This is a genomic window from Nakamurella sp. PAMC28650 (assembly GCF_014303395.1).
Taxonomy (GTDB): domain Bacteria; phylum Actinomycetota; class Actinomycetes; order Mycobacteriales; family Nakamurellaceae; genus Nakamurella.
This window is the reverse complement of the sequence record NZ_CP060298.1, coordinates 4489515-4504082: the sequence shown is the minus strand read 5'-3', so window position 1 is coordinate 4504082 and position 14568 is coordinate 4489515. Positions and strand designations below refer to the sequence as shown.

11 protein-coding genes are annotated in these 14568 nt (G+C 67.9%); 9 read left to right on the top strand and 2 right to left on the bottom strand.

Annotation, left to right across the window (positions count from 1 at the left end; translation table 11 throughout):
• The first annotated feature begins 98 nt into the window (after positions 1–98).
• The 5 genes from H7F38_RS20360 to H7F38_RS20340 all read left to right on the top strand — a co-directional run bounded on the left by H7F38_RS20360 (position 99) and on the right by H7F38_RS20340 (position 8626).
• Complete coding sequence (locus H7F38_RS20360; RefSeq protein WP_187091513.1) at positions 99–602, top strand: single-stranded DNA-binding protein; 504 nt, start codon at positions 99–101, stop codon at positions 600–602.
• Between the two features lie 200 nt (positions 603–802).
• Positions 803–2482 carry an energy-dependent translational throttle protein EttA gene (gene ettA, locus H7F38_RS20355; RefSeq protein WP_187091512.1) on the top strand — a complete coding sequence of 560 codons (1680 nt, stop codon included), beginning with the start codon at positions 803–805 and terminating at the stop codon, positions 2480–2482.
• 148 nt (positions 2483–2630) lie between these two features.
• Positions 2631–7517 carry an NAD-glutamate dehydrogenase gene (locus H7F38_RS20350; protein WP_187091511.1) on the top strand — a complete coding sequence of 1629 codons (4887 nt, stop codon included), beginning with the start codon at positions 2631–2633 and terminating at the stop codon, positions 7515–7517.
• 54 nt (positions 7518–7571) lie between these two features.
• On the top strand, positions 7572–7997 hold the full coding sequence (locus H7F38_RS20345) for a thioesterase family protein (protein WP_187091510.1): 426 nt from the start codon (positions 7572–7574) through the stop codon (positions 7995–7997).
• Positions 7997–8626, top strand: coding sequence for a hypothetical protein (locus H7F38_RS20340; RefSeq protein WP_187091509.1), 630 nt, complete (start codon positions 7997–7999; stop codon positions 8624–8626). Before H7F38_RS20345 ends, H7F38_RS20340 begins: the two co-directional genes overlap by 1 nt.
• Positions 8627–8636: 10 nt before the next feature.
• Here H7F38_RS20340 and H7F38_RS20335 read toward each other — a convergent pair whose 3' ends face one another.
• Positions 8637–10334 (bottom strand): glycoside hydrolase family 13 protein, encoded by a 1698-nt coding sequence (locus H7F38_RS20335; RefSeq protein WP_187091508.1) that lies wholly within the window; start codon positions 10332–10334, stop codon positions 8637–8639.
• A 38-nt stretch (positions 10335–10372) separates the two neighbouring features.
• Entirely contained in the window at positions 10373–10774 is a 402-nt protein-coding gene (locus H7F38_RS20330; RefSeq protein ID WP_370531271.1) for a globin, read from the bottom strand.
• Between the two features lie 212 nt (positions 10775–10986).
• Between H7F38_RS20330 and H7F38_RS20325 the strand changes: the two genes are divergently transcribed.
• The 4 genes from H7F38_RS20325 to H7F38_RS20310 all read left to right on the top strand — a co-directional run bounded on the left by H7F38_RS20325 (position 10987) and on the right by H7F38_RS20310 (position 14518).
• Complete coding sequence (locus H7F38_RS20325; RefSeq protein WP_222618734.1) at positions 10987–11517, top strand: HNH endonuclease; 531 nt, start codon at positions 10987–10989, stop codon at positions 11515–11517.
• A gap of 867 nt (positions 11518–12384) precedes the next feature.
• Positions 12385–13749: an MFS transporter gene (locus tag H7F38_RS20320; protein WP_187091507.1), complete on the top strand. Its 1365-nt coding sequence runs from the start codon at positions 12385–12387 to the stop codon at positions 13747–13749.
• Positions 13750–13827: 78 nt separating this feature from the next.
• On the top strand, positions 13828–14058 hold the full coding sequence (locus H7F38_RS20315; protein ID WP_187091506.1) for a hypothetical protein: 231 nt from the start codon (positions 13828–13830) through the stop codon (positions 14056–14058).
• Positions 14045–14518: a DUF5130 family protein gene (locus tag H7F38_RS20310; RefSeq protein WP_187091505.1), complete on the top strand. Its 474-nt coding sequence runs from the start codon at positions 14045–14047 to the stop codon at positions 14516–14518. The genes H7F38_RS20315 and H7F38_RS20310 overlap by 14 nt, the downstream gene beginning before the upstream one ends.
• Positions 14519–14568: the final 50 nt, after the last annotated feature.

Genomic DNA, 14568 nt, shown 5'->3' with positions numbered 1-14568 from the left:
CTGACCTCGCCCCTGTCGAGACCGGGTCCTGGCTGTCAGCGTGGAGTCATCAACAAGCGAATCGGGCGACGAAATGCCCGGAACACAGGGGGACGACGATGCGGAACGACGGAGCAGAACTCAAGATGGCGGGGCGGGCGGCGACCAACCCGACGATCTCCGGGGCCAAGGGCGACCGGGTGTGGTTCCGGATGATGTCGACCGAGCGGCGGTACGACGACGCGGCCGGTGAGTGGGTCGACGGTGACGAATTCTCGGTGTTCGTGGTGGCCTGGAGCAAGCTCGGGGCCTCGGTGCTGCAGATGGTCCGCAAAGGCGATCCGATACTCCTCGAGGGACGTATGGTCACGCGCAAGTTCGAGCGCAACGGAGCGACGGAGTACTCGACGGAATGCAAGGCGGAGCACATTGCGATCGACGTGGCCAGGGCCGCCGGGCGGATCAAGCGCGACCCGGCCGGTGTGCCGGACTTCGCTCCGGCGGCGGTGGCCGAGGGTGTGGGGGCCGGTACTCCCACCGTCGATCCGGTGATGGAGGTCGTCGATCCGTTCCAGGAGTCGATCGGGCCGGCAGGCACGGTGGAGCTGGAGCCCGCCTTCTGACCCCTGTCACCGGGGCGCGATCGGCCGGGCGGCTCGGCCCGGTCGCAGCGTGAGGCAGACTATGCAGTGGCTGTCGTCTCCGGCCGGCACGTGGTCCGCGTTTGGGCGCGGGCGGGCCGGAGCCCTGCAGCCTGTCCCGATGGCCCGGTCCGACGGGCCCGGTGCGGGACGCATCCGAAGCTGCTGGTGAGAGGGAAATCGTGCCTGAATTTATCTACACAATGAAGAAGGCCCGCAAGGCCTTGGGTGACAAGGTCATCCTCGACGACGTGACGATGTCGTTCTATCCGGGCGCGAAGATCGGTGTGGTCGGCCCCAACGGTGCCGGCAAGTCGACGCTGCTGAAGATCATGGCCGGACTCGACACTCCGAGCAATGGTGAAGCGTTCCTGACGCCCGGTTACACGGTCGGCATCCTGATGCAGGAGCCGGTCCTGGACGCGACGAAGAACGTGCTGGAGAACATCCAGGAGGCCTTCGGTCCGCTGAACGCCAAGCTCGCCCGGTACAACGCCGTGCTCGCCGAGATGGAGACCGACTACACCGACGAGCTCCTCGAGGAGATGGGCACGCTCCAGGAGGAGCTGGACCACGCCGGCGCCTGGGATCTGGAGGCGCAGATCGACCAGGCGATGGACGCGCTCCGCTGCCCGCCGGGCGATGCCGACGTGACGATCCTGTCCGGTGGCGAGCGCCGCCGCGTCGCGTTGTGCCAGCTGCTGCTCTCGGCGCCGGATCTGCTTCTCCTGGACGAACCGACCAACCACCTGGATGCCGAGTCCGTGCTCTGGCTGGAGCAGTTCCTGTCCGGGTATGCCGGTGCCGTCCTCGCCGTCACCCACGATCGCTACTTCCTGGACAACGTGGCGGAGTGGATCGCCGAGGTCGACCGCGGGCGGCTGATCCCCTACGAGGGCAACTACTCGACGTATCTGGAGAAGAAGGCCGACCGAATGTCGGTGGAGGGGCGCAAGGACGCCAAGCTGGCCAAGCGGCTCCGCGAGGAACTGGCCTGGGTGCGTTCCGGTGCCAAGGCCCGGCAGGCCAAGAACAAGGCCCGTCTGGACCGGTACGAGGAGATGGCAGCCGAGGCCGACCGCACTCGGAAGCTCGACTTCGAGGAGATCCAGATCCCGATGGGCCCGCGTCTGGGGTCGATCGTGGTGGAGGTCGACAAGCTCAAGAAGGGCTTCGGCGATCGGGTGCTGATCGACGGTCTGTCGTTCACCCTGCCCCGCAACGGCATCGTCGGCGTGATCGGCCCGAACGGTGTCGGCAAGACGACCCTGTTCAAGACCATCGTCGGTCTCGAGGACGTCGACTCCGGCAACGTCAAGGTCGGCGAGACGGTCAAGCTCTCGTACGTCGACCAGAACCGCGGCGGCCTCGACCCGAAGAAGAACGTCTGGGAGACCGTTTCCGAAGGCAACGACTACATCAAGGTCGGCCACACCGAGATGCCCTCCCGTGCCTACGTATCGGCCTTCGGTTTCAAGGGTCCTGATCAGCAGAAGGCGGCCGGTGTGCTCTCCGGTGGGGAGCGCAACCGGCTCAACCTGGCGCTGACCCTCAAGGAGGGCGGCAACCTGATCCTGCTCGACGAACCGACCAACGACCTCGACGTCGAGACGCTCAGCTCGCTGGAGAATGCCCTGGAGAACTTCCCGGGCTGCGCGGTGGTGATCTCGCACGATCGCTGGTTCCTGGACCGGACCTGCACCCACATCCTGGCCTGGGAGGGCAACGACGCGGACCCCGCGCAGTGGTTCTTCTTCGAGGGCAACTTCTCCGACTACGAGAAGAACAAGATCTCCCGGATGGGAGCGGAGGCAGCCCGCCCCCATCGGGTCACCCACCGCAAGCTGACCCGCGAGAGCTGACCCGCGAGAGCTGACCCGAGAGCTGACCCGAGAGCGCTGGCTCTCCGGGTGCGCGACCGGTACCGTTCCGGCGGTGCCCCGCGACCCCGACCAGCAGGGTTAGGCTCGTTGGTGGCAAAGGCGCCACCGACAGCAGAAAGTGGAGTCGATGACTCAGACGGACCAGACCTCGGCAACGCTGACCGCGGACGGGGGTGGGATGAGCTCGGTCGACCAGGCCTGTCTGCTCCGTCCGGACACGGCCGCGTTGATCCAGGCCTACTTCACCCACGTCCCCGAGGAAGATCGCCCGCGCGACCCGCAGGACGTCCTGAGCGTGGTCGACAGTCACCTGAAGGTCGCCCAGCAACGGAGCTCCGGCCACGCCGCCATCCGGATCTTCAACCCGGGGGTCGGTGCGGAGGGCGCCGGCGGCTGGTCGGCCACCTCGACCGTCATCGACATCGTCAACGACGACATGCCCTACGTCGTCGAGTCGGTGGTCAGTGCCATCACCGCGACCGGGGTCACCGTCCACCGGGTCCTCCACCCGATCCTCGCCGTCCGTCGTGACGCGTCCGGTGCTCTGCTGGAGGTGGCGGGGGAGTCGCGTCGCGGCCTCGATCCGCAGGACTGCCTCCGCGAATCCTGGGTGCACATCCTGATCGACCGGCTTTCCGACGCGGAACTGGCGGAGTCCATCGAGACGACCCTGCACCTGGCGCTGGAGTCGGTCAGAGCCGTCGTCACCGACTCTGCGGCCCTCATCGGTGCGGCCGCCGTGGTGGCCGCCGAACTCCGTTCCTCGTTCTCGCCGCGATCGACCCAGGAGGTCGCGGAGGCCACCGATTTCCTCTACTGGCTGACGGCGGGCAACCTGACCTTCCTCGGATACCGGTGCGACGAGGGGGCACCAGCGGGTGACAACCACCTGCTGCATCCGGTGCCCGGCACCGGTCTGGGCATCCTGCGTGACGGACTTGCCTCGGCCGCCGGCTTCGACGAGGAATGGATGAACGCGGACCCGTCGTCCGGTCATCTGGTGCTGACCCAGACCTCCAGCGGCACCGCACTGAGTCGTGAGGTCCCCCCGTTCTCGGTGGCGGTGCGAATCCTGGGCGCGGACGGGCGGATCATCCGCCAGCACCGGTTTCTGGGCGTGCTCACCCCGCGCGCGCTGAACGCCGAGATCACCACCACACCGGTGTTGCGGCAGACGGTCGCGACGGTTCTGTCCTCCCTCGGCGCGGTGCCCGACTCCTACACCGGCCAGCGCGCGATGGAGCTGCTGGCCACCTACCCCCGTGCCGAACTGTTCTGGGCATCCCCGGAACTGGTGCTGGACACCGTGAGCGGGGTGCTGCAGCTCTCCAGCCGCCGACGCCTGCGGGCGTACCTGCAGCCGGACCCGTTCGGCCGCTTCACGTCGGTGCTCGTCTACCTGCCCCGCGACCGCTACACCACGGACGCCCGGCTGGCCATGCAGAAGGTGCTGATGGACACCCTGCACGGCAACGGTATCCGCTACACCGCCCGGGTCGGCGACTCGCTGCTGGCGGCGGTGCACTTCACGGTCACCACCGACCGGGCCGACCCGGTCACGCTCGACCCGGCCGGCGTGCAGGACCTCACCAGATCGCTGCGTGCCACCATCCGCACGTGGGAGGACCGTCTCGTGGCCGCGGTCGTCGGCGGTGACGAGGAACTCGACACCGCAGCGGCTCTGGCCCGGTACGCCGAGGCGTTCGACGAGGCCTACAAGGAGGACTACCAGGTCGACGACGCCGTCCGCGATCTGCGTCAACTGGACGCGCTGACCGGGCCTGCCGACCTCGGGCTGCAATTCACCCGCTCGGCGAACCACCACGCCGAGCACCGCCGTCTCAAGCTATATCTCACGGGAGGAACCGTCACGCTGTCCCGGGTGCTGCCGGTGTTGCAGAGCCTGGGCGCCGAGGTGATCGACGAACGTCCCTACGAGGTCCGCCGGACCGACGGGACACCCTCTCGCATCTACGATTTCGGCCTCCGGTTCCCGGACGGGCTGCTACCGGAGGACGATGCTCCGCTCGCCGTCCGCGACCGCTTCTCCAAGGCGTTCGTCGCGGTATGGACCCACCAGTCCGAGGTCGACGGTTTCAACGGGCTCGTCCTGGTCGCCGGTCTCGAGTGGCGACTGGTCGCCGTCCTGCGGGCCTACGCCCACTACCTTCGTCAGATCGGAATCCCCTACACGCAAGGCTATCTGGAGCAGGTGCTGACGGCGAACCCGACAATCACCGCCGACCTCGCGGCCTTGTTCACGGCCCGCTTCGATCCCGCCGTCCACCCGGACGACCACGATGCCCGGTCGGCCGAAGGTGACCGCCTGATCGCGAGCATCACCGCCGCGCTGGACGGCGTCAGCAGCCTGGATGCCGACCGCATCCTGCGGACCTACCTGAGTCTGATCACCGCCACCCAGCGCACCAACGTCTACCGGACGGACACGGCCGGTGATCTGCGGCAGACGATGGCTTTCAAGCTCAACCCGCAGCGGATCCCCGGGGTTCCGAAACCCGTTCCAGCGCATGAGATCTGGGTCTACTCACCGCGACTGGAAGGCCTCCACCTACGGTTCGGGGCGGTGGCCAGAGGTGGACTGCGCTGGTCGGACCGCCCGGAAGACTTCCGCACCGAGATCCTCGGCCTGGTCAAGGCGCAGGAGGTCAAGAACGCCGTCATCGTGCCGGTCGGGGCCAAGGGCGGATTCGTCCTGAAGCAGCAGCCGGTGCCGACCGGCGACCCCTCGGCCGACCGTGACTCCCTCCTGGCCGAGGGCGTCGCCTGCTACCGACTCTTCATCGCGGCCCTGCTCGACCTGACCGACAATCGCATCGGCGGGACCGTGGTGCCACCGGACCTGGTGTTCCGCCACGACGCGGACGACCCGTACCTGGTGGTCGCCGCGGACAAGGGCACGGCGACCTTCTCCGACATCGCCAACGGGGTGGCCGCCGACTACGGATTCTGGCTCGGCGACGCGTTCGCCTCCGGCGGCAGCGTCGGATACGACCACAAGGCCATGGGCATCACGGCTCGGGGCGCCTGGGAGTCGGTCCGGCATCACTTCCGCGAGATCGGCATCGACACCCAGACCCAGGATTTCACCTGCGTCGGCATCGGGGACATGTCCGGTGACGTGTTCGGCAACGGCATGCTGCTCTCCGAGCACATCCGATTGGTCGCGGCATTCGACCACCGGCACGTGTTCATCGACCCGACGCCCGTTGCAGCCGAGGGATTCCCCGAACGGCGGCGGCTCTTCGACAAGCCGCGCTCCTCCTGGGCCGACTACGACACGGAGCTGATCTCGGCCGGCGGTGGGGTCTGGCCCCGGAGCGCCAAGTCCGTTCCGATCTCGGAGCAGATGCGTGCGGCCCTGTGGATCGAGGCCGGGGTCACGGCGTTGTCGCCCGTGGAGCTGATCAGAGCCGCGCTCCTCGCGCCGGTGGATCTGCTCTGGAATGGCGGGATCGGCACGTACGTCAAGGCATCGACGGAGGTCAACTCCGCCGCCGGCGACAAGGCGAACGACGCAGTGCGCGTCAACGGGTCCGAACTACGCGCACGGGTGGTCGGGGAGGGCGGCAACCTCGGCGTCACCCAGCTGGGCCGGATCGAGTTCGCCCGGGCAGGCGGGCGGATCAACACCGACGCGATCGACAACTCGGCCGGCGTCGACACCTCCGATCACGAGGTGAACATCAAGATCGCGCTGCAACCCGCGATCGCCGACGGACGGCTGACCGCCGACGGACGGGACGAGCTGCTGGCGTCCATGACGGACGAGGTCGGGCACCTGGTCCTGGCCGACAACATCGCCCAGAACCGAGTTCTCGGCGTGGCGCGACACCATGCGCCATCGATGCTGACGGTGCACTCCCGCCTGATCGACTCGCTGGTCGCGTCCGGGCGGCTCGATCGCGAGCTGGAATTCCTCCCGAACCAGCACCAGATCAACGCCCGGATGGCCGCGGGGGAGCCGTTGACCTCACCGGAGCTGTCGGTGCTGCTCGCGTACGTGAAATCGGCCCTGTCGGCCGCGATGCTCGCCGACGAGCTGCCGGACGAGCCGGCGTTCGCGCGCCGACTGGGCAACTACTTCCCGCACGGGTTGCGGGCCGCCGCGCAGGACTGCGTCATCGACATCGCCGCGCATCCGCTGGCCCGGGAGATCGTCACCACCATGACGGTCAACGAGGTGGTCAACGGCGCCGGCATCACCTACGCGTTTCGTCTGCAGGAGGAGATGGCCGCGTCGTACACCGATGCCATCAGGGCCTACTCGGTCGTCACCGCCGTCTTCGGACTGCCGGAGCTGTGGGCGGACATCGCCGCGCACGACAACCTCATTCCCTCCGCCTGCCAGGACACCATGCTCCTGCAGGCGCGACGGCTGCTCGACCGGGCCTCCCGATGGATCCTGACCCACCGGGAGGCACCGCTGGACGTGGCGTCCGAGATCGAACGTTACTCAGCCGCCGTGACGCAGCTGACCCCGAGGATGCCGCGACTCGTCCGCGGCGTCGAGCACCAGAACGTCCGGTCCGACGCGGCCGAGCTGATCACCCTGGGCGCGCCCGCCGAACTGGCCAACCGGGTGGCCTACTCGCTCTACACGTTCAGCGTGCTGGACATCGTCGACGTGGCGATGCAGGTCGGGGCCGATCTGGCCGAGACGGCCGAGCTGTACTACACACTCTCCGCGCATCTGGACTTCGACCGCATCCTGTCGGCGGTGACCGGCCTCGAGCGGGGTGACCGGTGGCACGCACTGGCCCGCCAGGCACTGCGCGACGACCTGTACCGCTCGATGAGGTTGATCACTGCCGACGTCTTGACCGGTACGGACGACCGGCTCGGGGTGAGCGCCAGGATCGAGTCGTGGGAGAGCCAGAGCATGGCCAAACTGGCCAGGGCCCGCACGACGCTGGCCCAGATCGCCGCCGCGGGCGCCGGAGATCTCGCGGCGCTGTCGGTCGCCGCCAGCGAAGTGCGGTCGATGGTCCGCTGATTCACGGGCGACAATGGCGAGGACGACGCAGACCGATCAGGAAGGTGCCAGCGCGTGCACAAGAACCATCAGCACGGCCGCCGGTACACCACTGACGTGCGGGTCCGCTGGTCCGATCTGGACGCCTACGGTCACGTGAACAACGCGAGGGTCCTGACGTTGCTGGAGGAGGCCAGGGTCGACTGGTTGTTCACCGAGGCCGCCCGCTGCGGAGCGACGGGTCTGACGGGCGGCATGGTGGTGTCCCGTCTTTCCATCCACTACAAGAGGTCGATCACCTTCGGGGAGCAGGTCTCGGTCTCGATGGGCGTCCTCGAGCTGAAGAGCGTGTCGACGACCATCGATTACGTGGTGACCGTCGAGGACAAGGTGTCCATCACGGCGACCACCCAGTTGGTGCCGGTCGATCCGGTGAACTGGCGCCCGCGCCGGTGGGACACGGCAGAACGCGCGTTCCTGACGGAATACCTGGCGGTCTGATGGCCACGTTCACGCCGGCGGAACGCGCCGATCGTGACGATGCCGCGGCGTTCGCCGGGCGGGTCACCCGGTGGGACCCGTCGGGTCCGGTGCGGTTGCGCGCCGACGGTGATGCGGTGCGGTTGTTCGCCACCACACCCTTCGATGCCCTTGTGTCGCGCACCGTCTCGGGCCGGCTGGATCCTCGCGACGTCACCGTGCACGCCGGGAATCTGCTGTCCGGGCTGGCCGTCTCGACCGGGAGCGACGTCGATCCGGGGCCGGTCGTCGATGCCTCGTGGCGCTCCCAGCTGCCACCCCCGGGCGGATGGGTGGTGGTGGACGACATCCCGGCCGCGCTGGTCGCCGATCTGGCCGACCAGGGCGTCACGCAGGCGCGTGATCATCCGGGCCCCGCGGGTGGAGCCTCGACGGCGCTCTTGGATTCCGAGGTGCTGAACGTCACCGGCTCGGGGATGAACGTCTCGGTGCCCTTGCGCATGCTGTTCGCCCTGTCCGGCATGGGTTTCGCCCCGACGACCGCCGGTGAGAAGGTGAGGGTGAGCGCGACCGACTCGTGGGTCAGGATCGACGCGCGGTTCGGTGTGGTCCTGCGCCGCAGACACTCGCTGCTCCCGTTGCTGCTGTAGTCCCAGCCCGTCACCGGCCAGTCGCGGGGACCAACCAGGCTGCAGCACTACCCGGGAGCAGCCCGTCGCTGTCCAGCGCGGCCGATGCCAACAGCAGGTCGCCGGGCGGCAACACCACCGGGGTGTCGCCGGAGTTCAGCACGCAGACCAGACCTCCGTCGCGGCGCCGGAAGGCGAAGCAATTCTCCGGTGCTCCGTACCACTCGATCTCGTCACCGGCGAACTCGGGCCGCGTGGCCCGCAGTTCCAGCCCGGTCCTGACCAGGTTCAACGTCGAATGCGCGTCCTCGAGCTGGTTCTCGACCGTCAGCGGCGCGTACTCCGGCGGCACCGGTAGCCAGGTCCGCACCGACGTGGAGAACCCGTACGGAGCCTCGGGTCCCTCCCACGGGAGGGGTAGACGACAGTTGTCACGGCCCCGCTCGGTGAAGCCGCTCCGCACCCAGGTCGGATCCTGCAGCGCGTCGTCGGGGATGTCGATGCTCGGCAGGCCGAGTTCCTCGCCGTTGTACAGGTACACCGCTCCCGGTAGCGCCAGTTCCATCAGCATGGCGGCCCTGGCGCGCGCCAACCCGATCTGCCCACCGCCGAATCTGGTGACCGTGCGGAACTTGTCATGGTTGGATAGCGTCCAGACAGGCAGGGAGCCAACAGCTCTGGCCGAAGCCAGCGAGCTGGTGATGGCCGAGCGGTACTCGTTGGCGTCGAAGGCGGCCTCCAAAATGGGGAACGCGAACGCCTGGTGCAGCTCATCGGGCCGGATGTAGGCGGCGAAGCGGTCCTCGTCGACCCAGACCTCGCCGACCGTCATCCGGTCCCGGTAGTCCTCGACCACGCCCCGGATGAACCGATGCACCTCGTGCACGCCGTCGTCGTCGAAGCGGGGGTCCCTGCCGCCCTGCGAGATCGGGACCACGCCACCGTCCTGGCCGGCCAGGTCCTCGAGCTCGTGGTCATCGGCCCGGGCCGCCTCCGAGGCCGCCCGGTCGTAGGCCTCGCGGTCGAAGGCGGCCGGGTGACCGTCCGGCGCATCGGGCAGGCCCTCGGGTTTGGACATGCCGTGCGCCACATCGATCCGGAAGCCGTCGACGCCGCGGTCCAACCAGAACTTCAGAGTCACGCGCAGGTCCTCGCGGACGTCCACGTTGCGCCAGTTCAGGTCCGGTTGGGCCGCGTCGAAAAGGTGCAGGTACCACTGGCCGTCGGCAACCCGGGTCCAGGACGGCCCTCCGAAGATCGAGGCCCAGTTGTTCGGCGGTCGCTCGCCCGCCGGACCCGACCCGTCGCGGAACAGGTAGCGGTCTCGCTGGGCGCTCCCCGGCCCGGCGGTCAGGGCCGCCTGGAACCACGGGTGCGCGGAGGAGGTGTGATTGGGGACGAGGTCGATGACGACCTTCAACCCCCGCAGGTGGGCCTTGTCGACCAGGACGTCGAAGTCGGCCAACGTGCCGAAGGCCGGGTCGACGTCCCGTGGGTCGCTGACGTCGTAGCCGGCATCGGCCATCGGCGAGGGATAGAACGGTGTGATCCAGATCGTCCGGATGCCGAGCAGCTCCAGGTACCCGAGGTGATCGGTGATGCCGGCCAGATCGCCCACGCCGTCGCCGTTGGAATCAGCGAACGATCGGATGTAGATCTGGTACCCGACAGTGTCGATCCACCATGGTGTTTTCCCCGATGCGGTGCTCACGCCTGAGAAGTTTGCCATGCCCGGGTCTGGTCCCCGACCGGGCGCCCGCGGCCGGATCAATGCAGGCTGTTCACCATGCTGTCGGCCGCCATCACCAGGTAGCCCCACAGCCGGTCATGGGCCGACGCGCTCAACTCCGCCGGTTCGATCGCGGTAGCCATGGCCGCGAGCCACGCATCGCGCTCGGCGATGCCGATCGTGAAAGGGGCGTGCCGCATTCGCAGACGGGGATGGCCCCGTTGGTCGGAATACGTCCGCGGCCCACCCCAGTACTGCTCCAGGAACATCCGGAAGCGGATCTCGGCGGGTCCGAGATCTTCCTCCGGGTACAGCGGGCGGAGAATCGGATCGTGTTCGACGATGGCATAGAACCGGTGGACGATCGCCTCGAAGGTGGGCGCGCCACCGATCTCGTCGTAGAAGGAATCGGGAGCGGTCACGGGTTCATTCTCCGCCACCGATCGAACGATCACCCGCGACCCCGGGTCCATCGGGGGCGCCGGCATCCTCCTCCGCCGGCAGCTTCGATGCGTCGGTGGCGACTGTCACCGCAATGCCGCACAAGAAAAGTCTGGCTTGTGCAGCCACCGGCAAGGTTCACTAGGAGCGAGGCGGTCACCGACCGGCTCCGTTGCGACGCACGCTGACCCGCTGGGTGGTGGAGATCGAGATGACGATGCAGGTAACGGCGGGGGTGGGCAGAGTTCTGTTGCTGAACGCCACGCACGAGCCACTCGCAGTCCTGAACGGACGCAGAGCGGTGGTGCTCATGTTGGCGGGCAAGGCCGAGTGCCTGGTGGAGCGTGCCGCAGGCGAAAAGGTCCATTCGCCAACCTTCTGCCTGTCCGTTCCAGCGGTCCTTCGACTCAACCGGTTCGTCCGCGTGCCCTACGCCCCGACGGCAGCGATCACCAGAGCGGGCGTCCTTCGGCGAGATCGCCGTAGATGTGCGTACTGCCGCAGTTCCGGAGACACAATTGATCATGTCGTTCCCCGTAGTCGGGGCGGATCCCATTCCTGGGAGAATTGCGTGGCCTGCTGCACGAAATGCAATGCCAGGAAGGCAGACCGTCTCCTGTCGGAGCTCGGCTGGGTCCTTCCCTTCGCCCCCACGAGCCCGAAGCGAATTGGTTCCGGCCGGCTGTGGCTCTCCGAGGAGGCCGATCCGGAGTGGCACCCCTGGCTTGGCTCTGCGGCGTGAAGTTGGCTTCGGAGCGTGACGAAACGCCCGTGACGTGACATAGCGCTCGGCGTGTTGGATTTTGGTCCGTTCTCACTCGAACGCGTCGGCCCGGGACGAAATCAGCCGACGCGGACGCCGCGGGCGACGGAAACGCTGACCTGCGCAAAGCCAACGCGAACTCCGCGGCCGGTGCTCTGGGCGGGGGTGGAGAAGCCGACACGGACACCGCGGAGGATTGAAGCTGAGGCGTTGGACATGATGTTGCCTTTCGGTGATGCTTACTCTCTGCAGAGTCCGCGGTGAGGTGTGGAGAACAGCGGGATCCATTGTTTCTCGGGAAAGAGAAACTCTCAGGAATCCCACACGAGCAAAAACGAGGTACGAAAGCTCAGGACGTGCAAGACTTGTGGTCTGTCTGATGCTCCTGGTTTCTGGAAGCCATTGCGTTCGCCCTTGCCCTGATGCCTGTAATTTTAGAACGTGACTTTTGGGGGCTGGCGGAGTGCGCCCCTCGTTGATCACGCTCCGTGGTCAATGGGCTTTGCGCAAGAGAGCGTCGTTGGTCCGCGTGGTCATCAAGCGCATGCAATCACTCCTTTGAGCGCACGGAGAGTGGTCGTAAGTTCACCCCAACGAGATGTATCGGTGTTTCTGGAAGTACGGCTCGTCGCTCCGACTTCGCTCCGGTTGTGACGAGCGCCACTGAAAGCCCAGCCTCCCCGTCGGGTCCGTAGACCTCCTGTTCAAGTCTTGGTCACCGGATCGTCACAGAGGGTTGTGTACGTCCGACCGTCGACATAATCTGCCAGCGAGGGCCCCTCCAGGGCCGTCCGTCCGCGAACTAAAGCGGTTGAGATGTCCGGATGCGGTGGAAATGTCTTGAAAATGCCTACTCGCCGGGAAGAATCGCGGCTACCGGCCGGGTTTTCGCGCCTGCTGATCTCCTGGTTCGCCGCACAGAGCGCAGATGGCATGCGGTTCGCGGGTCTGCCGTTGTTGGCCTTCGTGACCGACAGGTCGCCGGTGGCCGTCGCGACGGTGGCCACCGCCACGTCCCTCCCTTGGCTGCTGGTGGCGCTCCCGGCGGGTCTACTGGTGGACCGACTCGATGCGAGCAGGGTCATCGTCGCGGCGAACCTCACCCGCGCGGTGGCCGCTGCGCTGGTGGTCGTCGCCGTCGCGACGGGGGCGGTCAGCATCGCCGTCCTGGCGGTGATCGGCTTCGCTCTGACCGCCGCCGAGACCTTCACCGACAGCGCGGCCCAGTCCCTGCTCGTCGAGATGGTGCCCACCGAGCAGTTGGAGCGCGCCAACGCCCGCTTCCTGAGCTCCGAGAACGTCGGGTTCGACCTGATCGGCCCGCTGGCCGCCGCCGGTCTGTTCCTGCTGGCCCACTGGGCTCCCTTTGCCGTCTCGGCTGCCGTCTTCGCTACCGCCGCCGCGGTGATGGTCGGCCTGACAGGCGGTGCAGGGCAACGCCTCGGAGGGCCGGATGCCGATCCGGGCGCGCCGGGCCGGGGAACGGTGGATCCAGGTGGAGTCGTCGACCCGGACGATCCCGCCATCCCGGCAGCGCCCGAGCGGCTCCGGTCGTCGGTGGGCAGGGCGTTCGCGGCCGTGTTCGCGGACCCTGTCCTGCGCTCGCTGGTGATCACCGTCGCCGTGCTCGCGGCGACGGTTGCGGCCGTGGAGGGTGTGCTGGTCATCTACGTCACCGGCCCGCTGAACCTCAAACCGGCGGTGTTCCCGGTGCTGCTCGCCTCCTACAGCCTGGGGCTGCTGGCCGCGGCCCCGTTCGCCGGCCGCGTCGTGCAGAGATTCGAGACGGGCGCGGTGATGCTCTGCGCGCTCGGGGTGGCAGCCACCTCGCTGATGGTGCTGGGAGCGTTCCCCTCGACCCCGGTGGCGCTGGTCTGCTTCGTCATTCTTGGTGCGACGCTTGGCTTCTGGAACATCCTGTCGGCAACGCGACGGCAGCGCCGCACCCCTCGGCGGATCACCGCTGCGGTTTCCAGTGCCTTCCGGACGATGGCCTGGGGGGCACTCCCGCTGGGTGCGGCGCTGGGTGGTGTCGGGGCGCAGCACTGGGGGGTGGCCAGGGTGTTCTTCGTGGCCGGCGTCATCGTGCTGCTGCTCGCCCTGGTGATGGCCCGCCCGTTCCTCCGACCGGTCGACTCCGGCATGGCCGGTCCCGGGGTCACCGCCGACTCGCCGGTCTCCGTCCCGACCGAGGCGGCGCGGCCCGAATAGGGACCCCGGCCGGGAGTCGGCCCCGCCTGAGTAGACCCTTCCGTGCCCAGGGGGACCAGATCCGCTAGCGTTCCACTGGTGAACATCATCGAGACCGTGGCGATCTACGCCGGCGGCCCGCTGGCCCTCTACGGCGTCATCGCGTCGCTCACCCTGATACCGAGTCGCGCGAAGCGGCAGTCGAAGTACCGCCCCGGGCAGACCTGGGACTATCCGGACCAGTGGTGGGCGGGGGACTATCCCGTGGTGCCGACCGATCCCGCGCTCGTCGCGGCCGGATCCGAAGGAGGCGCACGTGGAACGTGGTGAACTGGTCCGGCGTGAATCAGCTGTGCCCTACGGCACGCTCGAACCATGGAAGCAGGCGACCTGCGGGCCCACCGGTTTCGCCGACCTCCCGCTCGACAACCGACAGCTGGAGACCCTCGACGAGGTGATCGGGAGCGCGGAAAAGGTGACCGGGCTTCGCTTCTCGGCCTTCCTCGGGGATCTCGGGACAGATTCTAGAGCCAGGGCATTGGAGCTGTTGTCCGGCCTGGGACCGGATGGTCCGAACGCCGTGCTGGTGGCGCTGTCGCCGGGCCAGCGGATCGTCGAGCTGGTGACCGGAACGGTGGCCGCTCTGCGGATCACCGATCGGGCCGCCCGGCTCGCAGTGCTGAACATGGTGTCGTCGGCGACGAGCGGCGATGTGATGGGCGCTCTGGTGAACGGCATCCGCACCCTGGCCGATCAGGCCGGCACGCTGCCGGATCGCACCAACTGGTAGTGCTGCGCAGAGCTCCGCCAGGATGTCGCAGAGCTCCTGCCGGTGCTGCG

Excerpts from the sequence above, each read along its gene's own strand:
- H7F38_RS20350 (WP_187091511.1), top strand. The coding sequence starts at position 2,631 with ATGACTCAGACGGACCAGACCTCGGCAACGCTGACCGCGGACGGGGGT.
- H7F38_RS20340 (WP_187091509.1), top strand. The coding sequence starts at position 7,997 with ATGGCCACGTTCACGCCGGCGGAACGCGCCGATCGTGACGATGCCGCG.
- H7F38_RS20320 (WP_187091507.1), top strand. The coding sequence starts at position 12,385 with ATGCCTACTCGCCGGGAAGAATCGCGGCTACCGGCCGGGTTTTCGCGC.
- H7F38_RS20325 (WP_222618734.1), top strand. The coding sequence starts at position 10,987 with ATGACGATGCAGGTAACGGCGGGGGTGGGCAGAGTTCTGTTGCTGAAC.
- H7F38_RS20335 (WP_187091508.1), bottom strand. The coding sequence starts at position 10,334 with ATGGCAAACTTCTCAGGCGTGAGCACCGCATCGGGGAAAACACCATGG.
- H7F38_RS20360 (WP_187091513.1), top strand. The coding sequence starts at position 99 with ATGCGGAACGACGGAGCAGAACTCAAGATGGCGGGGCGGGCGGCGACC.